The sequence below is a fragment of the Flammeovirgaceae bacterium SG7u.111 genome, from assembly GCA_034044135.1.
Taxonomy (GTDB): Bacteria; Bacteroidota; Bacteroidia; order Cytophagales; family Flammeovirgaceae.
Map to the genome: position 1 here is coordinate 2,560,904 of CP139021.1, position 23,622 is coordinate 2,584,525.

Below are 23,622 nucleotides of genomic sequence, written 5' to 3' on the forward strand. Positions count from 1 at the left end.
TTTTAAAATCTTGATTCGCCAAAATAAATATTCTCTAAAACAATTTTAACTGGTCTTTATCGTCTTTTGGAGCCGATGAGTCATCGTCGTTACCATTGTTTTTGCTTTTGAGCTGTTCTGGCGTAAGCTCTTCATATTTTGTCAATAGTTTGACTTTTTGCACTTTGTCGTATGATAGCTTGTTGCCCATTGCCTTCCACCCTTTTAAGTCGATGAACTCATCAAGTGCGACTTCCGTTTTTACCAGCTCTCTTTTAGCGTTCTTGGCTTGTACTTCCACCATTGGTTTCAGTTGGGTGGTTGCCAAAGTGAGTTTCGAGCCAGAAGATTCACCTATGAAACTATAGCGTTGATTGATGGAGGTAGTCTCGACCACAAACCTTTTTACATAGTAATCCTTGTTTTTGCCATCGTAGTGGATGACGGAAATGGGTTTTTCTGGTTCAAACTTCTCTATTCTCACCAGTTGCTTTTGATCATATCGATTGCTCAGCTCGTAGTCTGTGATCTCATACTCGCCGTTTTGGTAGATCGCAATGATCTGGTCACCGTTGTTGAACTTCCCGAGGTACTGTCCATTGTCGTCCTTGTTTAGTCTGCCAATAGCCGAATCGTACCACAAGTCCATTGCGCTTAGGGTAGAAACTCCCTGTTTTAGCAAGCTGACTTTGCGGATAGGATATTTGGTGAGGATATTTCCTTGGGAGGCTCTTCCTTTTATGTCTAGCGTGGCAAAGTCGTAGTCGAATTGCTTGGTTCTAGCTTTGCAAGTTGCTGTCAGGTTCACCGAAACTACCTCTGCTTCACCGTTAGGATTTGCCGTGAAATACAGTACTTTTGTCCCTTTTGTACCTATGGTAAGGTCGTAAGGTTTGTCCCGGGTGATGGCTAAGACTTGGAATCTTTTTACCCTCGTAGTACCCGATTTCCCATCTCTATAGATCAGGTTGAACACCTTGCGCTCGTCGCCTTTTATAAACACTTCCACATGTATAATGCCCTTCCCAACAAAAACCTTATCTTGGATTTTGGTGACTACAAACTTGCCATCTTCGAAGAACACAATTATGTCGTCTATATCCGAACACTCGCTCACATATTCGTCTTTCTTTAGCCCGTAGCCTATGAAGCCTTCTTTTCGGTTTACATAGAGCTTGGCGTTGTTCGCGGCAACCTTAGTAGCGGCTATGGTGTCAAAAGCGGTTATATCTGTTTTCCGCTCTTTCCCTTTACCATACTTTTTAAGAAGGTTTTTGTAATAATCAATAGCGTAGTCCGTGAGGTTATCTAAGTTGAAGTTGACTTCCGCTAATTCCTCTTCCAGCTTGCGCATCATTTCGTCAGCTTTGAAGCTGTCAAACTTCGAGATACGCTTGATCTTGATCTCGGTAAGCCTTATGATGTCGTCATCATTTATTTCCCTGTAAAAATCCTTTTTGTAAGGATCGAGGCCTTGGTCAATAGTCTCTATAACTGACTCCCAAGTTTCACATTCTTCAATGTCCCGGTAGATTCTGTTTTCGATAAAAATCTTTTCAAGGGAGGAGAAAAGGATCTTTTCTTGAAGCTCTCCTTTCCTGATCTCTAGTTCGCTTTTCAGCAAATCTGCCGTCTGTTGCGTGTTGAAACGAAGGATGTCGTTCACGCTCATGAACCTTGGCTTGTCGCCAATTACTACACAGCAGTTGGGGGAAATAGACGATTCGCAATCGGTGAAGGCGTAGAGGGCATCAATGGTGATATCGGGCGATTGACCTGGTGCCAAATGAACTTCAATCTCTACATCTTTTGCCGTATTATCAACTACCTTCTTGATCTTGATTTTTCCTTGATCATTAGCTTTGATGATCGAATCGATCAAGCTTTGGGTGGTCGTGCTGTAAGGTATTTCTTTTATTAATAAAGTCTTGTTGTCAGAAGGCTCGATTTTCGCCCTTATGCGTATCTTTCCTCCTTTCAATCCTTCGTTGTAATTGCTGAAGTCAGCTAAGCCTCCCGTTGGAAAATCGGGCACAAGATTGAATGATTTTCCTTGTAGGATTTTTATAGAAGCTTCTATAAGTTCACAAAAATTGTGAGGCATAATCTTGGTGGCTAAGCCCACGGCAATACCTTCAGCTCCCTGCGCTAGTAGCATCGGGAATTTTACCGGAAGGGTCACAGGTTCTTTTTTCCTGCCATCGTAAGAAGCTTGCCATTCGGTAGTTTGTGGGTTATAGACCACATCGAGGGCAAACTTGGAGAGCCTTGCTTCTATATACCTTGGTGCGGCAGCGCGGTCACCAGTGCGGATATCGCCCCAGTTTCCCTGCATGTCTATGAGCATATCCTTTTGCCCCATGTTCACAATTGCATCGCCTATGGAGGCATCGCCGTGGGGGTGGTATTGCATGGCGGTACCGATGATATTTGCTACCTTGTTGAACCTGCCGTCGTCAAGCTCCTTCATGGCGTGAAGAATTCTTCGCTGAACGGGTTTAAATCCATCGTTTATAGCTGGGACAGCTCTCTCTAAAATAACATATGAGGCATAATCTAAAAACCAATTCTCATACATCCCGCTAATCGGGATCACTTTTCCATCTATGTGCTCTTCGGCGTGTTCGTTATTGTTTTCCAATTTTCTCTCTCTCTGATATTGTTATTTAAAGAAACTTCAAAAAATCTCCATCTTCATTTCATGCAAGTGCCAAGATACCTCATTTAGGTTCTTGTTAGAGGTGTTTGTTGGCGCAATTCGGCAAATTTAATTGATTATTTTAATGATAATAGGGCTGAATGGGCGATATTCTAATAAGCTATGATATATCTATCTGTAAATAAGTTATTTAACTTCTAAAAAAGAATTATAGCCTTTTTGCTACCATTATCTCTTATACTTACTTCGAGTTAATTTAATAATGTTCATAAAATTAGCAATTGATTTTATAATAAACAATATTTTAATACTTAGGCAAAAAAAATCTCCCGAACTCAAAGAGTCGCGAGAGATTTGATAGGATGGTTTAATTGTTAATCTGTCCTGCTATAAATATAAGAGTTTCCATATAGGAGGGTATACCTATAATTAGGGATATTGTATGTGTGCATACAAAAAAATATTGTTTATACTTTTTCTAAATAACAAAATGAAAGGAAGTTTAGGTAGGATTCAACTATAACTGGGTACTTACTATTATAGGTGTTTTTTGCCATTACTTAGTGCTCGTTTTTCGTTGAAAAGTGGGCTTGGTTTTAATGAGGGCAAGTCACTATTTTTTCATTAAAATAGAAGAGGGTTTTCTAATTCTTTCTTGGTAAACAGCTATGATTGGGTTTATCAAGATGGCAACAGATAGAAAATGTTTAAAAAATGAGCAAGATAGGTGTGGTTAGTTTTCCTGTATTTTGCAGATTGGCTTATAGGGTAGGGAAAGTGTATGTTTTTTCTTAAAAGAAGCCCTGCTTTTTCACAAAGCTCCATAGTTTCATCTAGCCATTCACTTGCCCTATCTTGAATTCCATCAGCCCAGCGATTTGTGAGGCTCGTTTTATTGCTTCCTCTGCTTTTTCTCCCTCAAAATATTGCTTTACCGTGCTAACCCAAAGGCTGAGCCACTGGGCAAAATGTGTTGGTTGGATGGCTGATTTCTTGTTTAGGTCAAAATGCTTCAGCATTGGGTTTCCTTTGTAAACCATGTTTCCTAGCAAAGTAGTTTCCCAAAAATCATACATAACGGGCATGTGTTTTTCCATGTCTAACTGCACTACTTCGGTAAAAAAATGCCCTATTGCCTCATCGGCAGTAGCTTGTTTGTAAAATTTATCTACCAAAAACTGTATATCTTCTCTAGTCTCAAGGGTTCTCATGTTATTTTTTTGGTTACGTTTATTCAAATGTACACATACATTTTTCTTTTCTCTTTAGAAACTCAATTACTGGTTGAGAGTATTGTTAAACCCTTAAATATTGGTTAAGTCTGGTTTAAAGGGGATAAACCCTGTTCAACTAATAAAATGCTTGCTCAACGAAATTTTTGTAGTTCTTAAGATTTAATTTGACATTTTTGTACAGTCAAATAACAAAATATTTTACCCCTATAAAAAACTAATAATGAAGAAGATTCTGATAACTGTATTTGCAATGGTATTACTGTCGGCGTGCAGTAGTGTAAAAATCGTAACAGATCAAGATAGCTCTTTTGATTTCTCGCAGTACCAATCAGCCGAATATTTTGGTTGGAAGGAGAACAGCGATAAGATTTTGAACGGGTTTGACAAAGAGCGCATAGAAAAAGCCTTTGCTTCCGAGTTTGAAAAAAGGGATGTAGAAATAGTGGAGAAAGGAAAAGGAGATTTAGTAGTTTCCCTTTATATAGTGACCGAACAAAAAACGGAACAGGTGGCTACTACCAATAATATGGGAGGAGGTTATTATGGTGGATATGGGCGGTACTATGGTTACGGTCCAGGCTGGGGCTGGGGCGGAGGTTATTCAAATACTACCGTGCACGAATACGATTATACCGTTGGCACGTTGGTCGTTTCAGTTTATGACAAGAAAGAGCAGAAGCTGATTTGGGAAACGGCAGCCGCAGGTGAAGTAGATGAAGATCCCAAGAAAAGGGAACATAAAATACCTATTCTCGTGGCGAAAATGATGAGTAAATATCCAGTGAAGCCAGTGAATAAATAGTTGTTTTTTTTAGGAGAAAACCAGCCCTATGAAACTTGTTTCGTGGGGCTTTTTTATTAGGACAATTTCAATACAACTGTCCTGTTTATGATGAGCAAAGTATCAAGTACCGGTTATGGTACTTGATACTTTGTAGGACATTCCTAGCACAAATGCTTCTGCTATGCCTATTTCCTCCCATGCAATATTGGTTATGTCTATATTATCACCAAAAAGCTTACTGAAAATTCATTTTTTTTAATTCTGCCTAAAAGAAAAATACTTTGTGCTTTTGGCACTCCCTTCAAATAAAAAACTACATTTGCAGCGATTTGGCGGATTTCTCTTTTTCAAGAGAAACCTTAATATGGGAATCCAGTGATTTGGTTTTTTAACCAAAAAATCTGGAGCTGTACCCGCAGCTGTAAGTCCATTATATGATTTTGAAATCACCTAGCCACTTTTTTGTTCGTCAGAAAGGGAAGGCTTCAAAGTCAGGACGAGCCAGAAGACCTGCCAAGCATATTTTTTATATCGTCAAAGCTTTCGGGATAAAAGCATTTGGGTAGGTCTGTTGCAGTCCTTTCTATTTGAATCTTCCAAAACCCATATTGATCTGGTGTAGATTAATTATGTGAAGAGAAGAGTTTTTCCCGATTTGTTTTTGGTATTCTAACTTAATACAGAACAAATGACAGATTGGGTAGACGTAGGACTTTTATCACTTCAAGGAGCTTTTTTACTTGTTGGCAGTTTGGGTGCTTTTCTATATTTCCCATCATCTGGGAAACAAAAGAAAGCTGCTGGCTTGCTAACCGCTTTGGTAGGAATATGTCTTGGAATAGGAATCTTTTTTGCCTCTTTTTCAGTAGCTCAACACCAAGCAATGGTGGTGTGCGTGTCGTTGCTTTCATTTGCAGTTTCCCTTCAGCTTATTTCAATTCCACGAGTTTTCGGCCTTATTCCCAGTTTTCAATTTGCCATAGGGATAACCCTTTCAATTAGTTGCTTTTTTACCTATCCAACACCTTCTAATTGGTTTTTTCTTTTAGTTCTGATGGGAATGATAGGGCTAGCGTTTGCCAAAAAAATATCTCTTTCCTTACAGAATTATTGCCAAGGGGGAGCTTTTATTGTTGCTCTGACCTGGTTGGCAGAGCCTGTCTATGCCCATGCATTTTCACATAAGAAACCTATCCAGACTGTACAGTGGGATTTCTTTACTAGCCTGCCAGCTATTTGCACTGTGATAGGTCTGGTCTTGTTAGTAGTCATTGGTCTTTTCATTCCTCGCAAACATAAATTTTAATTATATGGACATTCTTGAATCGCTCTTACTTACTATTTCAAACTTACTTTTTTACCCTGTCATAATCTGTTTGCTGATCATAGCAGTTCAGCAGTGCATAAGTTTGGGCAGGCTGGTGAATGAATTGCGCCAACGTATTTCCAATAACCATCTGTATGTAAAGTCTTTTAACACGAATATAAATGCGGTAAAAACCGAGCCTTTGCCAACTACCCAAAAATTAGAAATGGAGTATATGCTCTTACTTCGCAAATGGGAAATGGCGTATTCAAAATCGTTAAGCACAGATAGGTTGGTAGTGAAGGCAGGGCCTGCATTGGGGCTTATGGGCACACTTATCCCCATGGGAACGGCTTTAGCCTCCCTTTCCGAAGGAGATATGATGGCGATGTCGGTCAATATGGTGACGGCTTTTACCACTACGGTGGTCGGCATGGCTTGTGGGCTATCGGCATTTGTCATTGTTCATGCTCGCACCAACTGGAAAAGGGCGGATACCTTAAGCTGTGAGGCTATTTGCCAACAGCGCATGGTTGATTTTTCTGAAAACCAACCCTCAACTTCTACTCAACCTGCAACTATTTAAGCGTATGAATTTTTTGAACCGAAATGGGCTTTCCAATGATTTCCATCAAGAAGAAGACCCTGTTAGCAGTGTGGCAAATTTGTTTGATGTGAGCATCGTATTTATAGTGGCGTTGTTTTTTGCCTTATTCATGACTTATAAAATGCTCGATTTTTTTAATCCAGACTCAGAGCTTACCATCACCAAAAAGAATCCCGATGGCACTATCCAAATCATTACCAAAAAAGGTAAGGAAGTGAAGATAGAAAAAGTAACCCCATCGGAAGAAGAAGGGCGAGGTGTAAGGCTAGGAACCGCCTACCAGCTAGAGGATGGTAAAATTATTTATGTACCTGAAAAATAAAATCATGACCCGTTTTTTACTGTCGTTTTGCTTGTTCATGAACCTAGCGGTATTTGCTTTGGCTCAAGAACAAAAAGTAGCACTCATAATGCCCGACCAGTATTTTTTGCTGGGTGAGAAGGTGAAAAAAGAAGTGCCAGCTCGTGTAAAGCCTTTGGGCTTAACTTGTGAAGTGGAGTTGTTTTTATATGCCGATTTGGGCGATGCATCATTGCCAAACTTCGAGGAGTTCGATTTGGTGTTTGTGGATATTATCAACCCACAAAAGGTGGCTGCTGTGATGCCCTTGCTTCGGAAAGCCCAGAAAAAAGGTGTTCCAGTTTTTGCCATTGGGAATAATCAGTCGAGCCTTATGAGGCAGTACCCCGAAGTGGTGGTAGATGAAAAAACATATGCCTTTTACGAAGAATCTGGCAAGGAAAATATAGTAAGAATGGTGTTGGATCAGTTTGGTCGTACCCTCGGCTTACCTGTACCTCCTCAGAAGATTGTTCCATTGCCCGAATCAGCTCTTTGTAACATTGAAAGTCATCAGGTTTTTGTAAATTTTGAGGCGTATAAAAAAGGGTATAAGAACTATGTAGAGGGAAATCCTTGGGTAGCGCTGAACGTTTGGCGTAGTAATTTCCTTTCCGAACAGCTTGCCCACATCAAAGAACACATCCGCACTATTGAAGATTATGGGTTCAATGTTCTCTGCTTTTATGGCCAGCCAAATTTGGTATCGGCAGATTCCTTTTTTTATGATAATGAGAAGAAGCTTGTGCCCGAAGCTATTTTAGGGATGTCATCTTGGTTGGGCGTGAACCCCGAAGAGGGCAGAAAAGTATATGAAAAATTGGGCGTGCCTGTTATCAATTTGGTAGAGCTCAACCAAACGCAGCAGGAGTGGTTGGAGAGTGAAAAAGGTATTTCAATTTATAAAAGAACCAATTCCCTGAGCATTCCAGAGCAAATGGGAATGGTGCAGCCGATAGTGACGGGCGTAAAAGAGCCTTTCCCCGAATACCAGCAGTTTAAGGTGAAGTCGCCGGTGCATCAGCAAATCCAGCGCTTAGCCAAACGCTTGCAGACCCTGTACTTGTTGCGGGTGAAGCCCGAGAAAGAAAAGAAGGTTGCCCTCATCTATTATAGTCACCCTCCTGGGAAAGAACTGGTAGGAGCGAGCTATCTCAACGTAGTCCCCAATAGCTTGCACTCAATGCTCAGCAGGATGAAGGAAGATGGGTATGAATTGGGCGGTGATTTGGTAACAAAAGACCAACTATTTGATGATGTTTCCGACCACGGGTTGAATATTGGGAACTGGGCTCCTGCAGAAATAGATCGAGTAGTAAGAACGGGAGAAGCTACGTTGGTCCCTTTATCCTTGTATAAAAGTTGGTATGAAAAGCTTTCGCTAAATCTTCGGCATGAAGTAGAAGAGGTTTGGGGAAAGCCTGATACTTCGTCTATAATGACGTGGCAAAACGAAGCCAATGAACGTTTTTTTGTACTTCCTTCGGTGAAGTATGGCAACGTATTACTTGCTCCTCAGCCAGTTAGAGGGTGGTCGCAAAATATAGATGTGATGCATCATGATGTATCCGTACCCCCTCACCATCAGTACATTGCCTTTTACCTTTACCTGCAGCACAGCTTCCATGCCGATGCGGTTGTACATGTGGGGACGCACTCTACGCTAGAATGGCTGCCGGGTAAAGAAACAGGCTTAAACGAACAGGATGCTTCTGAAGCATTGATTGGGAATATGCTCAATGTGTATCCTTACATAGTAGATGATGTAGGGGAGGGGTTGCAAGCAAAAAGGCGATCAGGAGCTGTAATAATCAGTCACATGACTCCGCCGTTCGACCAACTGAACATTAACCCAAAGCTGAAAGAATTAGAAAATTTGGTTTCTGAATTTGAAATAGCCGAGTCTAAAAGCGTAGCGTTGGCTCATGCTAAAAATAATGAGATCAACCTTTTGGCTGCTCAGCAAGGGTTGTTCAACGACTTGGGGATAGATTCTATTGAAACGGATGAACAGATGCACTTGCTGGAACACTACATAGAAGAGGTGCGTGAGCAATTTACCCCTATGGGTTTGCATACGTTTGGCAAGCTGCCACCAGCGGAAAATATAGAGAAAAACGTGGCAGCAATCTTGATGAACCAAACGGAACTGGAAGGCGATGCACGAAAGGATTTCGAGAAAAGTCTCCGCAGTAGGATTGTCGCTAGTGCCGATTCGGAACTGAATAGTTTGATGGATGCCCTTGATGGGGAATATGTAAAAGCAGGACCGGGGAATGATCCTTTGCGAAACCCTTCTTCTTTGCCAACGGGCAAAAACTTTTATGCTTTTGATCCTTCCTATTTGCCCGCTCCTTCGGTGTATAAAGCAGGACAAAAACTGGCGAAGGAGTTTATCAGAGATTATATGGAAAAGCATGATGGAGAGTTTCCTGACAAGCTTTCTTTTAACCTTTGGAGTACGGAGTGTATTCGGAACGAAGGGATAATGGAGTCCCAGATTTTGTGTTTGATGGGGATCAAGCCTGTGTACGATGGCTTTGGAAAAGTAGTGGATGTAGAGGTGATTCCTCGAAAAGCATTAGGAAGACCAAGAATTGACGTGGTGATGATTCCTTCAGGGCTTTACCGCGATATTTTTGCCCAGCTCATGGTTTTTTTGGATAAAGCAGTGGCGCTGGCAGCTAAGCAAGATGAGGTGGATAACTACATTCGCCTTCACTCGGAACACAATTACCATGTTCTTACCGAAATGGGAGTTTCTTCTAAGGAAGCTTACAAACTGGCAAACATACGAATGTACACTACACCCGAAGGTTCGTATGGAACGGGGACAAACACGATGATAGATGCCTCGGGTACTTGGGAAAATGACAGGGAAGTTGCAGAGGTGTTTTTGAACAGAATGCACTACCCTTATGGAGGAGAGTTTTGGGGGAATATGGGCACTGAAATGAATGATAGTTCCCTACAGGTATTGTTTCAGCACAACCTTTCGGGCTCTAAAGCCGTGTTGCATAGTCGTACCTCTAATTTGTATGCAGCTATTGATAACGATGACTTTTTCCAGTACTTAGGAGGGACAGCTTTGGCAATTAGGGCAGTAGATGGAGCGACGCCAGAGGTAATTATTTCCAACTTGACTAACCAAGGGAAAATGCGGCAAGAAACGTTGGAGTATTTCCTGAGCAGGGAGATGCAAACTCGCTACCTAAATCCTGATTGGATCAATAGTATGCTGGATGAAGGATATTCGGGCGCTCGCTTTATTCGTATGCTTAGCTCAAATCTTTGGGGCTGGCAAGTAACCGTGCCCGAATCGGTCGATAGCAGTAAGTGGCAGAACTTTTATGAAACCTATGTGGAAGATAGGTATGAGCTTGATGTAAAGAAAAAGTTTGTTGCTGCTAAAAACGAATATGCCTACCAGGTGATGACCTCACGATTAATAGAAGTTATTCGCAAAGGCTATTGGACGCCTGATAACACAGTGAAAGGAAGATTGCTTACAGAGTTTAACGCTACAGTCAAAAATGTTGGCTTGGCCTGTAACATGAATGTTTGTAGCAACCCAGGCCTAAGCAGCTTCATTCAGGAGGAGATGGAGAAAATAGCTGGCATTTCTCCCGCAGACCTTGCTGTATATAAAGATGCGCTAGAAGAAATAGGGAAAACTTCGCAGAGGAACACGCCTATTTTAGAGAATCAAATTGCTAAAAACACCAAAGCTACGGATGAAGATTATTTGCCAAAGAAAAAAGTGAAGGGGTATGAGATGGAAGAGGTGTATAATAATAAAGGAGAGGCGGTAAGTGAGAAAATAGAAGGTAAGAAATACATTGTATTGTTAGTATTGGCTGTCTTTACAGTTTGGTTTATCGTAAAGAAAAAATCTTCAAAATAATGAAAAAAAACGTTCCTTTTTGTTTAGTGAAAAGGAACGTTTTTTTCATTATTTGCTATTGTTAATCAAGGTATTAGGTTTACAACCACTTTATCATGAGGTTTAGCAGCTTTTTGGTTTTTTCATTAAAAGGTGGGTACATAAGCTTGGCACTGGTTAGACCAATTCGCTGCCTAAGCACAGCTCGCTGATTGGAAAATGCAGTGAATCCATAAAACCCGTGTGCCTTACCTATCCCACTGTTATTCACACCTCCAAAAGGCAATTCGGGGTGGCTTATGTGAAGTACTACATCGTTGATACAAGTACCACCAGCAGACGTATTTTCCAAAATATACTTATCATACTTTTTGTTTTTGCTGAAAATATAAAGGGCAAGGGGCTTTTCTTTTTGGTTTACTATATTGAGCGCTGTATCAATATTTTCGTAGGAGACAATGGGTAGAATTGGACCAAAAATTTCTTCCTGCATCACTTTACTATCCAAGTCAACCTTGGTGAGAAGGGTAGGGGAAATGTAATTTGTTTCAGGATTGGCCTTCCCTCCATAAGCTACTGTCGCCCCAGTCTCTACTGCTTGTTCTATCAAGCCAGAAAGGCGCTGAAATTGCTGCAGGTTTACTATCCGGCAATATTCTTCGGTTTGCTCTATACCTTTACCATTAGCATTGTATGCCTTTTCAATCTGATCACCCAGTATTTTTATAAATTCATCTTTCACATTAGCATCTACCAAAGCATAATCAGGTGCGATGCAGGTCTGTCCATTATTCAGAAATTTCCCCCAAACTATTTTTTCAGCAGCATCTTTCAAATCGGCCGATTTGTCTATAAACAGAGGTGATTTCCCGCCCAATTCTAGTGTGACGCTGCTGAGGTTTTTGGAAGCAGCTTCCATTATCAGCTTGCCCACCCTAGGGCTTCCCGTGAAAAAAATATGATTAAACGGCAGTTTCAATAATTCGGTGGAAGTCTCCAGCCCACCTTCTACCACAGCCACTTCGTTCTCTTCAAACACTTCCCCAATCACCTCTTTTACCACTTTTGATGTATGAGGAGTAAGCTCAGATGGTTTTACAATAGCGGTGTTCCCCGCAGCTATAGCCGATAGCAAAGGATTGATGCAGAGCTGAAAAGGATAATTCCACGGAGCTATGATAAGGGTAGTACCTTTGGGTTCGTAAACCACTTTGGAACGAGTGCCTAACAAAGAAAGTGGGGGGCTTACCTTTTTAGGTTTCATCCAGCCGCTAAGCTTTTTGCAAGTATGTCTTATTTCAATCAGCTCTTTATAAATCTCCGAAACAGCCGTTTCTATAGGGTGCTTTTTGAAATCACTATGGATGGCATTTTCTATTTTTTCCCTATTGGAAAGAATAGCTTTTTCTAGTCTTTTGAGTTTGGCAACTCGTTCCTGAGCCGTGCTTTTTCTGATAGTAGCAGCATTTGCTTGCTGTGCACTAAAAACTTTATTGACTGCCTGTGCCTGGCTGTTTGATTGGGTTAAGGTTTCCATGGTTAAGGGAGAGTTGTTCTTGAGCCAATGTAAACAAAACCACATTAATTTGCTAGTGTTTTGAGTTTGCCAAGCTTTTCCCAAAAAACAATAGCCTCGGATAGTCTTGTCAGACGTAACCCGAGGCATTGTAAAGTTAAAACTTATATATAAATAGAATTGGAATATTATTTTCCAGCAAACACAAGTGTTTGGATAGCCCGAGCCGGTATTTCTATCTCTGTTTGTGTTGAGTTCACAACTACTTTGTACCTTATTGTTTCATCGGTCTCATTCATCACCACCGTGACCAATCCGCCATTTTTATTCAGAAAGGAAGTCGCTTCAAGCGTGCTTCTACTTGGCGCCGTGCTCACTCTTTTTGCCGCTGGGCGAATGAATTTGGAGAAATGACCAATGTAATAATACGAAGGGGTAAAGATCAGTTCGTCCTTGTCGGTATCGGCATGGATGGGAGCAAAGCAAAAGTTGCCTACATGGTTTGGTCCGCCATTTTGATCTAGCAAAATGTTCCAATCTGTCCAGCCAACTGTCCCCTTATTGAAATCGTTGATCATCGATTTTCCGTAGCGTTCGGCATTGGGCCAGAATTGGTACTTCGCCACATCAAATTTCTCGTTGCACCCTTCGGTAAAAAGCAGATTTTTATCTGGAAAATTCTCTTTTACTATCCCCAAGTTATCGAAGTTTGGCTCTGCCCCAGTCCATGTTTCGTACCAGTGGAAACCTATTCCCCAAGCATATTTAGCAGCTTCAGGGTCTCCAAAAATGGTGTTAGCCCGATTTACGATCAAATCGCGGTTATGATCCCAAACTACGATATTCTTGTCGCCCAATCCCGCTTTTTCAAACGTTGGGCCTAAGTAGTTTTTGAGGAAGTCACGTTCATCTTCGGCAGTGTACACGCACGATTCCCAGGTTTGTGTAGCCATCGGCTCATTTTGGATGGTTACGCCCCAAAGCTCCATGTCCTCTTTTTCGTAGGCTTCAATGAATTTTACGTAATAATTAGCCCATGCTTGGTAGTATTCGGGAAGTAGCGTACCCCCTTTTAGCATATCTTTTTTTCCTTTCATAAACGCTGGCGGACTCCACGGGCTGGCATAAAAAAGCAAATCGTTCCCCGCTTTTTTCATTGCTTTTTTGATCATCGGAATCCGATATTTCTTGTCGTGGGAAATATCGAACGTTTTGAGTTCTTTGTCGCCTTCTTCTATGTAGGTATAGCTTCCTGGGCTGAAATCGCAGCTATGGATAGTGGTACGAAGGAGGGAATAATCGATTCCCTTATCCCCATAATAAGCCTCCAATAATTTTTTCTGATTGTCCGGTGAAAGCTTGGCAAAAACTTCGGCAGAGGCATCGGTAATAGCCCCTCCTATCCCTATGAATTCTTGAAATTGCTTATTTGGGTTGATAAAAACAGCTATTTCCGTTTCAAGTGGCTGGCTAGCCTTTTCAAGCTTGTAGTTGCCAGTGGAAGAAAGCCGTAAGTCCGTGTCCTTTGCCGTGGTGTAAACGCTTACAGAGTTGGTCTCCTGCCCAAAGGCGGCAAACCCAAAAAATCCTAAAGCGAAAAAGATGAAAAATGTCTTCATGTTAATTGTCTTTTTGTTTGTTTACAATAGTACCAACACTATTTGCAGGAAGAGTTATGATATACTCTTCGTTGGTTTCTTCTATGCGTAGGTTGAATTTTTTCTCTTGATCAGATTCGTTCATTACCACCACCACAATGCTTTCATCAGGGGCTTTGTAAGCTACGTTCGGAAGGTCACTTGGTGAGTTCGACTTTACCCTGACCGAACCTGGGCGAACATATTTGGATGCGTGGGCAATTATATAATAGGCAACATTCCTTTTTAGGATATTTCCATCAATGGTCAATGCCCCAAGGCACTGGTCACAGCCTCCATCAGTATGAGGCTCAAGAGCGGAATTTGCTGCTAAATTCCATTCTAACACATTTTTACTCCAGTTCCTTGGCGCACCTATTATCAGGTTTTTTACATGCCACATCAAGTTGTCGCCAAAATCAGAACCTGCGCCCACCCACTGTTCGGTAAAGTAGATATTCTTATCGGGGAAAGCGGTGTGGACTTGGCTCAAATCATCAATAGAACCTCCGTACAAATGGAAGGCAGAACCATCCACGTATGGATTAGCATTGGTGTTATTGAACACTTCTATAGGGTAGTCAGGTCTATCCGCATTGTGGTCATAGCAAATGATTTTGGTGGAAATTCCATATTCCTGAAACTTAGGACCTAAGCTACTTGCAATGAAATTGGCTTGCGCATCGGCTTCCATTAGCAGGCTTGGGTTATTGCCCGGGTGAAGCGGTTCATTTTGAATGGTAACGGCATCTATGGTAATCCCCTCCGCTTTCATCGCTTGGATGTATTTTACAAAATAAAGTCCATAGGCGTTATAATGGCTGGTTTTTAGTTCGCCACCTTTAAATGACTTGTTAGTTTTCATCCATGTGGGAGGGGACCATGGCGAGCCTAATATTTTGATAGCTGGGTTGATTGCAAGAATTTCTTTTAATACAGGAATGAGGTATTTTTTGTCTTCGGCAATACTGAACTTTTCCATGTTCAAATCCTCTTCGCCATCAGGAAGTTCATTGTAGGAAAACGGTTCGGCATCGAGATCTGAAGCTCCAATACTAATTCGCAAATAACTCACCCCTATACCCGTGCCTTCAGTAGAGAAAAGCTCTTTCAAAAGCTCAGCTCTTTTGGAAGAGCCCATGTTGTAAAGGTGGTAAGCACTTCCGCCTGTGAGCGTATAGCCAAAACCATCCATTTCTTGGTAAACCTCACTTGTCGAGATAGATAAAGTAGTATTAGAGGCATTGCTTCCCACAGAAACCGAGTTGCTTATTTCTGAAAAAAGAAAGCTCTGGGATTTGTTTGTGACAGTTACCGAAATATGTGAAGTGTCCTCAACTTTGGGAGGAGGGGGAGCTGGTTCCGCTGAGTCATCGTTTGAACATGCCCCACAAAAAAGCATACTGAAATAAAGAGAAAACACCCCTATTATACTAGTCATTTGTTTAGTTTTCATAGTTTGTGAAAATGTGGGAAAGGATTGCTCTCTTCCCCACACAAATGGTTATTTTGAAATTTTGTATGTACCTGTTGAGTAATCACTTGTGATCTCGATTGCTACATCATAAGTGCCTGATGTGGAAATGTTATTAAAGTTTACACTTTGATCCGAATTGGTCATCGTTCCTTCCATTGCAGAAGCATCGTCACTTGCCCCCGCACCAAACTGCAGATCCCAAGGCGAGTTGAATTTAGACTCGTGGCCTGCGGTAAGTTCAGCAGTAAGATTGAATTTGAAAGGATGTTCGTAAGTCATCAGGTACTCATTTCTTGTATCCCAATCTGACCAATGGAACATTTTGAGGTTGTAATATTTCCAGTTTACCGACTTGGTGTTAAAGTCCACGGTGAGCTGGTAAGCTTGGTCCCTCTCCACGGCGATGTCGCCACTTTGCTCGGCAAGATCTGGCGCACCTGTAACCTTATCGCCATCTGGAGAATCTGTTTGCCCAAGTGGACTAGAGATGGCATATGCCGTTCCTGTCCCGTCACTTTCAGAGTTGAGCGTGTAGGTTTTTCCCGCCTCTAGTGGGAGATAAAGGTCATAAGTAAAGGTATTTCCATCTTTCGCAAACTCGGCGATGACACTATTTTCTGAAAGCAAGAATAGTGTTTCTGGCGCTGTAATCGGCTTAGCACTTTCGTCTTGTTCTAGCGTGTAGCTGTAAGCATCGGCAGAAAGATCGAGGGTAACGGTATGCAAACCTACTCCTGAACCGTTGTAACAGTCTTCCACTTGAGCACCTTGGTCACCCGCTTCCGATTCTAGGATGACCGTATTAGTAGTCCCCAGAACAGTTTTGAATAAATAGCCCCAATCCCCATTGATTCGGAAGACAAAACTACCTTCTTCAAGTAATTTGATTTTGTTTGAGAAAAGACCTCTGCCTTGGTATTCGAGCGGCTCGTCACCTCCCCACCCATTGGCAATAGGTCCGCCAACCATACTGATGTAATCTATTTTCATTAGGGAATACGTATTGGCATCAAAATCAATATTTATTCTGTAAACCCCGTCTTCTTCAACTTCTATAGGATTTCCACATTTTATGAGATTGCCATCGCTTCCTCCAAACTGCAAACTTTGGGAAGACACGCTACTTACAAGTTCAAAGTTTTTCCCACCAACCAGTTGAGCATAAATTTCAAACTTGTTAGAAGGAGTTCCTTGGTCGTTGTTCAATACCCTAAAAGGCATCGCATTGGAAAGGTCTGCACCTGCTTCTGTCCCTTCACCTGTCAAATACAATTGGGTTGGTATTAGCTCTTTCTCAAAGCGTTTTACTTTTATGTTTTTGATGGAAAAGGCTTCTTTTGTGATAGAAACCGCTTTTACTGCCCAAGTCAAGTTAGCTATTTCATTTGCTGGATAGCAAGCATAAGAAAGTAATTCATCTAACTCAGTGTGGCTAATGCTGGCAGTCAAGCCTTTGCCGTTTTCATCTGCTACAATCTCTACAATTGGTGAATCGAAATCAGCTGAATTTGCCGAATCTATTACGACAGTGTACCTCACTCCATATTTTGCAGAAGAAACTGCAGGACTCCAAGTGAACTCGATAGCCCCACCTTCTGCCAAAGTTATTGAAGCATCTGATGCTGGGCTAAGAGCCTCAGGGTTAGATAATTCCCATTGCCCTTCGGGTTGCATATTTTCAGGTTCTTCGCAGCTCCAAACAAAAAGAAGCGAGAACAAAAGTGTTATATATAAGATGTTGCTTTTCATTTCAATAGATGGTTAGAAGATTACAAAGGGTTTTGGGTAAGGTTAGGATTCCTGTCAAGCTCTTGTTGCGGAATAGGCAGCAAAATTTTCGCCTCTGTCATGTTGTAGTTCACTGGCTGATTGGTTCTCAAGTCTATTTCCACTAAATTGTTCATAGTTTCAACAGCGAGGTTGTGGCGAACCAAATCATCCCATCTATGACCTTCTTGTGCTAGCTCCAACCTTCTTTCATTCAAAATAGCCATACGCAAAACTTCTTTCGAGCTTTTCTTGTCGGCAGCAAGCGGGTCGAGGTTAGCACGAGCCCTTATTTTATCAACTTCAACTACTGCTTCGCCAAGTTTTCCTGTTTCGTTCAGCGCTTCAGCTTTCAGCAAGATGATATCGCCGAACCTTAGCAAGTAAGGTCTGTCCGTACTTGCCCAGCCCATTGCATTTTTCCATTTGTAACCAAAAGGAATAGTACTACCGCTAGTGTTGCCCCAGTATTCATCTACCCAAGTCACTTCCTCAAAAAGAATACTTGCACTTTTTCTTACGTCGTCACCTTCAGCATCATAAGCGTTGATGAGGTCATGAGATGGCGTTACGAATTTTCTCCAAGTATCGCCAGAGATGGAAGGGGGCAAAAGCAACTGAGGGCCGTAGTTGCCTTCGTTGGTGCCGAGATATTGCACTTCCAAAATTGATTCGCTGTTGTTGTAATGGTTTCCATCAAAAAGGTGGGAATAATCGATCAACTCATAGTTAGCAGCGCTTTGCTCCACTTTTTGGATAGCGCTCAACGCATTTTCCCACTGGCCCGCTTGAGCATACACTTTTGCGAGCAAGGCATTTGCCGCACCAGCCGTTGCCCTCGCTTTGTTTACCGAGGCATCGTTGCCATACGTATCTGGAAGGGCTGTTGCAGCAACTGTAAGGTCGGCAACGATTTGCGCATACACTTCTTCAACAGAACTTCTTGGCAGACGAACCACATCCGGATCGGTAGACTTGGTTGGCTCAAGCACCAAAGGAACACCTCCAAAAAGTTTCACCAAATTGAAATAATGGAATGCTCTCAGGAAATAAGCTTCGCCTTTTATCTGGGTTCGCCTTTCTTCTGAAAGCAAAGGGTCTTGCACTAAATCTACTTTGTCGATTACGGTATTAGCTTTTAAGATCGCATTGAAAAGGTTCGACCAGTGGTTAAAAACCCTAGAGTTGGTAGGGGAAACGGTTAATAAATCGGCTTGGAACACTTCAGGATTATCGCCACCTGCGTAGTAATTATCTGCACGGACATCACTGAAGGTTACATGATCCCACACATAATATTCAGACTGAAATGATTCATACGTACCTGTAAGGGCGCTTTCTATTTGCGAGGCTTTGTTGTAAGCGCTTTCTGTAGTTTCTTCTGATATTGGCTGGAGGTCTAGGAAATTATCGCAAGAAGATATGCCAAACGCCAATATGGCTATAGATATATATTTATTGAATTTCATTGTCATATTAGTTTTAAAATACATTTTATAAGACAAGTTTTGGGGAATATCCCCATTCATTTTAGAGTGGGGATTTGAGGGTTTCTTTTCGTTAAAAAGAGACGTTTAGCCCAAGGATGTAACTTCTGGTTTGCGGATAAGTACCGAAGTCTATGCCCATGGTCGTATTGCTGCTGCCAAAGGCATTCACTTCTGGGTCAAACCCAGTGTAGTTGGTGAGGGTCAGCAAGTTTTCACCCGTAGCATAGATGCGAGCGGAAGACATTTTTACTTTCTCCAGAATAGAAGCTGGAAGGTCATAGCCCAGCGATAGGGTTTTGATTCTCAAGTAAGAAGCATCCTCTACAAACCGAGTTGAGATCCGTGAATTATTGGTGTTTCCAAAGCTAGATTTTGGGATGTTTGTGATATCACCTGGTTGTCTCCATCTGTCTAACACGGCGATGGTTTGGCTCTTGGCATCGGTCATTCCTTCGGTTTCAATCCTTGTAGCATTCAGCATTTCGTTGCCCTGTGAACCTTGCAAGAATAAAGACAATGTGAAATTCTTGTAGCTAACGGTGTTGGTCATGCCGTAGATGAAATCAGGGTTTGCATTTCCTATCACTTTCCTGTCTTCTGGGGTTGGGTCAAAAGTGCTTTCACCATCTTTGTTGATGTAATATGCATTTCCTGTTTCAGGATCAACCCCACCCCATACGTAGCCATAGATAGAACCAAGTGGAGAACCTTCTTTCACTTGGATAGCATCACCTCTTCCAGCTATTGAACCAACATAGATTTCTTGACCTACCAGATCGGTCACTTTATTTCTGTTGATAGACAGGTTGAAGTTGGTGTTCCAACGTACTTCCTTATCCACATTTACCGAATTGATATTGAATTCAATTCCTCTGTTTTCCAATGAGCCTATGTTTTGGATAGCGTTGTCGTAGCCAGTAGATTTTGGAAGAGGGGCATTGAGCAAAAGGTCGTTCGTTTGTTTGAGGTAGGCGTCTACCGTAAATTCAACTCGGTCGTTCAATATGCCAAGGTCAATACCAATGTTCGTTTGTTCCGATTCTTCCCATTTCAGGGATTGGTTTTCGATAGAAGCTGGGTAAGAGCCGGGCATGATCGAGCCACCTATTGGGTAATTAGCGCCTGTTCCTGCCTTGCCTAGGTAAGCGTAAGTTCCAATCTGGTCATTTCCTACAATACCCCAACCAGCCCTGATTTTCAGATCACTGATCACCTCTACGTTTTCTAAGAAGCTTTCGCTAGAAATCCTCCATCCTGCGGAGAAAGAAGGGAAAAAGCCCCAACGTTTATTTGGACCGAATACACTCGATCCGTCCATTCTCATGTTGGCAGTCAATAAATATTTATCGCTGAATGCGTAGTTTACCCTACCTATGAAAGAGGTATTCGCTTTTTCCGATTCAGTTGCTGAAGCGCTAGTGATTTCAGACCCGCCATTTGGGGTGATGATAGCATCACTGGCAAAGTTTCTTCGTTCGATGCTGCTGTTTTGCCAGTGGTATTTTTGGATAACAGATCCTACCAAAACTTGGAAATTATGGTTTTTTAGCGTTTTGTCGTAAGAAAGCGTGTTGTCGAAAATGTAGTAAGAGTTATTGTTTTGTGTAACAATGGCTTGCCCAACCAATGCTCTTCCGTACGAGGTTCTATAAGGGTCGAGGAAGTAATCGTATTTGTCAGTATTGTTGTCTATCCCAAGGTTGGTTTTGAATTTAAGCCCTTCCAAAAGGGTGAGTTCTGCATAGAGGTTTCCTAAGAATCTCTTGTTGTTAAAACCTCTTATAGAGCCGTCCGTGCTAGATACAGGGTTTTCCCAATCTTGAAACGGGTTGCTTGTAAACGTTCCGTTGTCATTGTAAATCCCAATAACTGGAGGGGTTGAAAGCACGCCAAGCAAAACACCACCTTGGTTTACAGCCGCATTATCGTTGACATCTACATCGCTATAATCGGTGTAAGAAACTCTTGTTCCAATTTTCAACCACTCGTTTACTTCTTGGTCAAGGTTGATTTTAAAGTTTGCCCTGTTCATTTCAGAACTTCGAACCGCCCCTTGGTTGGCAGTATAGCCTCCCGATAGGTAGTAATTAGTTTTATTCGACTTGCCCGAAAGCGACAGTTGATAGTTTTGAGTATATCCTCTTTGGAAAATCTCATTTTGCCAATCGGTATTTGCCGTATAAAGGTCCCAGTTGGTGCTGAGTCCCATTTCTGTCATTAGGTCGCGGTATTGCTCGCCATTAAGCACCTTTTGCGTATTCCATACTTCGGAAAAACCGCCATATGCATTAAATGATACTTGGGGTTTTTCAGATGAACCGCTTTTGGTCGTGATCAAAACTACACCGTTGGCGCCTTGTGCACCATAAATTGCAGCAGCTGAAGCATCTTTCAACACAGACATGCTTTCAATGTCAGCAGGGTTGATTGAGCGAGTATCGGTGGTGGGTACGCCATCTACTACATACAAGGGCTCGCTACCAGCATTGATGGAGTTTGTTCCCCTGATCCTCATACTTATGCCTTGGGAAGGCTTGCCCGAAGAAACCAGTACTTGCACACCAGCTACTTTCCCTTGGATAAGTGAACCCACTTGCGTGTTCGGTCTCGAATCCATTATTTCTTCGCCCACTACACTTACCGAGCCTGTTACAGCTTTTCTATCTTGTGTGCCGTAGCCAACTACCACCAGCTCTTTCAACATGAGCAAGTCTTCTATGAGCTGAACATCAATGGTTGTTTGCGTTCCTACTTCTACTTCCTTGGTTTTCATCCCGATGTAGCTATACAGCAAAATCCCAGAACTTCCTTCAGGGAGGTTGATGCTGTATTTCCCATCTATGTTTGATGAAGTTCCTGAGGATGTCCCTTTTATTAAGATATTTACACCTGGTATGGCTTCTCCATTGCTGTCAGTAACCGTTCCTGTTACTTGCTGGTTTTGCGCCTGGAGAGTGAATGAAATTAACTGAAAGAATATCAGTATAGTGCACTTGCCCCACCAATTGCGGAGGAGCGGAGACGTGGTCTTGTAACCCGTAGTTTTCATTTCCATTTTCCTTTTTAAGTTTGTTCTTATTGGAGTTTTGTAAGCCGAATTAGGATGTGATATGATTTTCCTAAATGGGTTTTACAAAAAAAAGGGATGGGAAACCGTATAACTATCGAGGGTAGTGAATTAGTAGATGTATGAAAGATGTAACTTGTAGATATATAATATCTTATGATAAGAGTGAAGGCCAGAGTTAGTAGATGTCTACTAACTTTTAGTAGTCGATTTTAGCCGATATTTAGTAGGTGTTCTTCAAACTTCTCCCTTTCCACCACCGCTCTGTTCTTCATCTTTACCCTGTAGTTGTAAATAGTGGTGACGGAAGTGCCGAGGACTTTGGCAATCTTAGAACTATCGGAAATTCCCAGTCGGATGAGGGCGAAGACTCGAAGTTCGGTGCTGAGGAACCCTGAGTTCTTGATGCTAACAGGATCGTTGGGATCAATCAGTTTGTTTATTTCTTCAATAAAATGCGGGTAGATGTTTAAGAAAGTGAGGTCGAAGTTTTTGAAGAATTCTTTCATTTCTTTCTTCCTAATATCTTCCTCTTTCAACTCGTTGAGGAGCTCGCCATACTTGCGGTTGACTAACATCTTCTTCACATGGTTACTTTGGTTTTCTAGTTTGCCGATGTAGTCTGAGCAAATCTTCAGAAACTCTCCTATATACACCTCTTTTACATGGTTGGTATCGGAAAGATCTCCATGCAATTGGCTGAGCTTTTTGTTTGCTTCCGTCAAATCGTTGTTGATGGTTTTGAGGTTGTTGTTCGCCCGTATGCTAATGTTTTTAGCAAGCCTAACCGATCTAATTTGCCTCCAGATGAAAATAATAGCAATGAGTAAAATGATGGAAAGCACACTTATGGCGATAATAAACCTTTCAAGGGAGTTGTTCTTTTCCGATAATTTCGCCTCGTATGAAGTAGAGATGAGGGGAAGTACATTGGCAATTTGGGAAGAACGAAGTTTTGAGTTGTAAAACATCGCATCTTCTACTGATATATTTATGTATTGATAGGCACGATCAATTTCTCCATCTTCATAGAGTTTGAATGCAAGGGTGGTGAGGGATGCATTGTCTTTGGTTACTCCTTTTATATCTGAAATAGCAGAAAGAATAAGGTATTTCTTCTGCTGTTTACTGTCGCCTTCCACTTGGAAAATAAGCGACCTAAGAAAGGCAACCTTAGAAAATTCTCGTAAGCCAATGCTTGTGCGGGAAAGTCGCAATGTGTTAATTTTTTTTGCCTCTTCTAAGTTCCGGCTATCCAGTGCCCTTGTTTCTATAATATCTAGGTATTGTTCCGAGCTTTCGGGAAGAATCGCCAGCAAAGAATCGCAATATGCATGGTACAAGTTTACATATTGCTCTTTGACCGATCGGGTAGGAGAATAGAAATACAGTTGGTTGTAAAGGTTTTTGTAAACAGAATAATACTTGACCAAAAGGTCGTGTCCAAGCTTAGAAGGATCTATTGACTTGATGATTTCATTGGGCTCGTGGTAAATTCCCGATGTTACTAAAACTGCGGCGAGGTTTAGTTTGCTTTCGTAGATCAGGTTCTGGTCGTTTATGGTTTGGGCTAGTTCAAGACTTGCATAGGCAAAGTGCAATGCTCCGTCAAACTGGTAGGCTTCGTATTGGTGGTACAGTTCGTTTAGCAAAAGGTATTTTTGCTTGTCGGTAGTAGAATCATTTTCCAGTAGGCTTTTGAGGTGATTTATTTTTTGCTCTTTCTCTAACTTAGACTCCTCTCTTAAGGCAATCTGCTTGTCCAGTTCTTGGATAAGGGAATCAATCTCTCTGTTTGCCGAGGCAACCGCTGGTAGAGAAAGGAGTAGAAGAATGGTAGTTGATTTGAGCAAATTCATGACCTAAAGTAAGTAA

Annotated in this window: 14 protein-coding genes and 1 riboswitch; of the genes, 5 read left to right on the forward strand and 9 right to left on the reverse strand. The window is 41.8% G+C overall.

Annotation, left to right across the window (positions count from 1 at the left end):
* Window positions 1–34 precede the first annotated feature (34 nt).
* Window positions 35–2,620: a DNA gyrase/topoisomerase IV subunit A gene (locus R9C00_09925; protein ID WPO37769.1), complete on the reverse strand. Its 2,586-nt coding sequence runs from the start codon at window positions 2,618–2,620 to the stop codon at window positions 35–37.
* A gap of 851 nt (window positions 2,621–3,471) precedes the next feature.
* Window positions 3,472–3,849 (reverse strand): group III truncated hemoglobin, encoded by a 378-nt coding sequence (locus R9C00_09930; protein ID WPO37770.1) that lies wholly within the window; start codon window positions 3,847–3,849, stop codon window positions 3,472–3,474.
* Between the two features lie 244 nt (window positions 3,850–4,093).
* On the opposite strand from R9C00_09930, the gene R9C00_09935 reads away from it, so the two are divergent.
* The 5 genes from R9C00_09935 (at window position 4,094) to R9C00_09955 (ending at window position 10,814) form a co-directional block, all read left to right on the forward strand.
* Window positions 4,094–4,675: a DUF4136 domain-containing protein gene (locus R9C00_09935; GenBank protein ID WPO37771.1), complete on the forward strand. Its 582-nt coding sequence runs from the start codon at window positions 4,094–4,096 to the stop codon at window positions 4,673–4,675.
* 295 nt (window positions 4,676–4,970) lie between these two features.
* Window positions 4,971–5,190: riboswitch (cobalamin riboswitch) on the forward strand.
* Window positions 5,191–5,345: 155 nt separating this feature from the next.
* Window positions 5,346–5,963: a hypothetical protein gene (locus R9C00_09940; GenBank protein WPO37772.1), complete on the forward strand. Its 618-nt coding sequence runs from the start codon at window positions 5,346–5,348 to the stop codon at window positions 5,961–5,963.
* 4 nt (window positions 5,964–5,967) lie between these two features.
* A complete protein-coding gene (locus R9C00_09945; protein WPO37773.1) occupies window positions 5,968–6,549 on the forward strand; it encodes a MotA/TolQ/ExbB proton channel family protein in 582 nt (193 codons plus the stop codon).
* A gap of 4 nt (window positions 6,550–6,553) precedes the next feature.
* Complete coding sequence (locus tag R9C00_09950; GenBank protein ID WPO37774.1) at window positions 6,554–6,892, forward strand: DUF2149 domain-containing protein; 339 nt, start codon at window positions 6,554–6,556, stop codon at window positions 6,890–6,892.
* 4 nt (window positions 6,893–6,896) lie between these two features.
* Window positions 6,897–10,814, forward strand: coding sequence for a cobaltochelatase subunit CobN (locus R9C00_09955; protein WPO37775.1), 3,918 nt, complete (start codon window positions 6,897–6,899; stop codon window positions 10,812–10,814).
* Window positions 10,815–10,893: 79 nt separating this feature from the next.
* On the opposite strand, the gene R9C00_09960 is transcribed toward R9C00_09955, so the two are convergent.
* The 7 genes from R9C00_09960 to R9C00_09990 all read right to left on the reverse strand — a co-directional run bounded on the left by R9C00_09960 (window position 10,894) and on the right by R9C00_09990 (window position 23,606).
* Entirely contained in the window at window positions 10,894–12,330 is a 1,437-nt protein-coding gene (locus R9C00_09960) for an aldehyde dehydrogenase family protein (protein ID WPO37776.1), read from the reverse strand.
* Between the two features lie 167 nt (window positions 12,331–12,497).
* Window positions 12,498–13,928: a glycoside hydrolase family 30 protein gene (locus R9C00_09965; protein WPO37777.1), complete on the reverse strand. Its 1,431-nt coding sequence runs from the start codon at window positions 13,926–13,928 to the stop codon at window positions 12,498–12,500.
* Window position 13,929: 1 nt separating this feature from the next.
* A complete protein-coding gene (locus R9C00_09970) occupies window positions 13,930–15,402 on the reverse strand; it encodes a glycoside hydrolase family 30 beta sandwich domain-containing protein (protein ID WPO37778.1) in 1,473 nt (490 codons plus the stop codon).
* A 48-nt stretch (window positions 15,403–15,450) separates the two neighbouring features.
* The gene (locus R9C00_09975; GenBank protein WPO37779.1) at window positions 15,451–17,172 is read right to left on the reverse strand and encodes a SusE domain-containing protein; all 1,722 of its coding nucleotides are present in this window, start codon (window positions 17,170–17,172) and stop codon (window positions 15,451–15,453) included.
* Window positions 17,173–17,192: 20 nt separating this feature from the next.
* A complete protein-coding gene (locus R9C00_09980) occupies window positions 17,193–18,659 on the reverse strand; it encodes a RagB/SusD family nutrient uptake outer membrane protein (protein ID WPO37780.1) in 1,467 nt (488 codons plus the stop codon).
* A gap of 91 nt (window positions 18,660–18,750) precedes the next feature.
* Window positions 18,751–21,735 carry a TonB-dependent receptor gene (locus R9C00_09985; protein ID WPO37781.1) on the reverse strand — a complete coding sequence of 995 codons (2,985 nt, stop codon included), beginning with the start codon at window positions 21,733–21,735 and terminating at the stop codon, window positions 18,751–18,753.
* Between the two features lie 224 nt (window positions 21,736–21,959).
* Window positions 21,960–23,606, reverse strand: a complete 1,647-nt coding sequence (locus R9C00_09990; GenBank protein WPO37782.1) for a DUF6377 domain-containing protein — start codon at window positions 23,604–23,606, stop codon at window positions 21,960–21,962.
* Between the last annotated feature and the right edge of the window lie 16 nt (window positions 23,607–23,622).

Excerpts from the sequence above, each read along its gene's own strand:
- R9C00_09930 (WPO37770.1), bottom strand. The coding sequence starts at position 3,849 with ATGAGAACCCTTGAGACTAGAGAAGATATACAGTTTTTGGTAGATAAA.
- R9C00_09935 (WPO37771.1), top strand. The coding sequence starts at position 4,094 with ATGAAGAAGATTCTGATAACTGTATTTGCAATGGTATTACTGTCGGCG.
- R9C00_09940 (WPO37772.1), top strand. The coding sequence starts at position 5,346 with ATGACAGATTGGGTAGACGTAGGACTTTTATCACTTCAAGGAGCTTTT.
- R9C00_09945 (WPO37773.1), top strand. The coding sequence starts at position 5,968 with ATGGACATTCTTGAATCGCTCTTACTTACTATTTCAAACTTACTTTTT.
- R9C00_09950 (WPO37774.1), top strand. The coding sequence starts at position 6,554 with ATGAATTTTTTGAACCGAAATGGGCTTTCCAATGATTTCCATCAAGAA.
- R9C00_09955 (WPO37775.1), top strand. The coding sequence starts at position 6,897 with ATGACCCGTTTTTTACTGTCGTTTTGCTTGTTCATGAACCTAGCGGTA.
- R9C00_09960 (WPO37776.1), bottom strand. The coding sequence starts at position 12,330 with ATGGAAACCTTAACCCAATCAAACAGCCAGGCACAGGCAGTCAATAAA.
- R9C00_09965 (WPO37777.1), bottom strand. The coding sequence starts at position 13,928 with ATGAAGACATTTTTCATCTTTTTCGCTTTAGGATTTTTTGGGTTTGCC.
- R9C00_09970 (WPO37778.1), bottom strand. The coding sequence starts at position 15,402 with ATGAAAACTAAACAAATGACTAGTATAATAGGGGTGTTTTCTCTTTAT.
- R9C00_09975 (WPO37779.1), bottom strand. The coding sequence starts at position 17,172 with ATGAAAAGCAACATCTTATATATAACACTTTTGTTCTCGCTTCTTTTT.
- R9C00_09980 (WPO37780.1), bottom strand. The coding sequence starts at position 18,659 with ATGAAATTCAATAAATATATATCTATAGCCATATTGGCGTTTGGCATA.
- R9C00_09985 (WPO37781.1), bottom strand. The coding sequence starts at position 21,735 with ATGGAAATGAAAACTACGGGTTACAAGACCACGTCTCCGCTCCTCCGC.
- R9C00_09990 (WPO37782.1), bottom strand. The coding sequence starts at position 23,606 with ATGAATTTGCTCAAATCAACTACCATTCTTCTACTCCTTTCTCTACCA.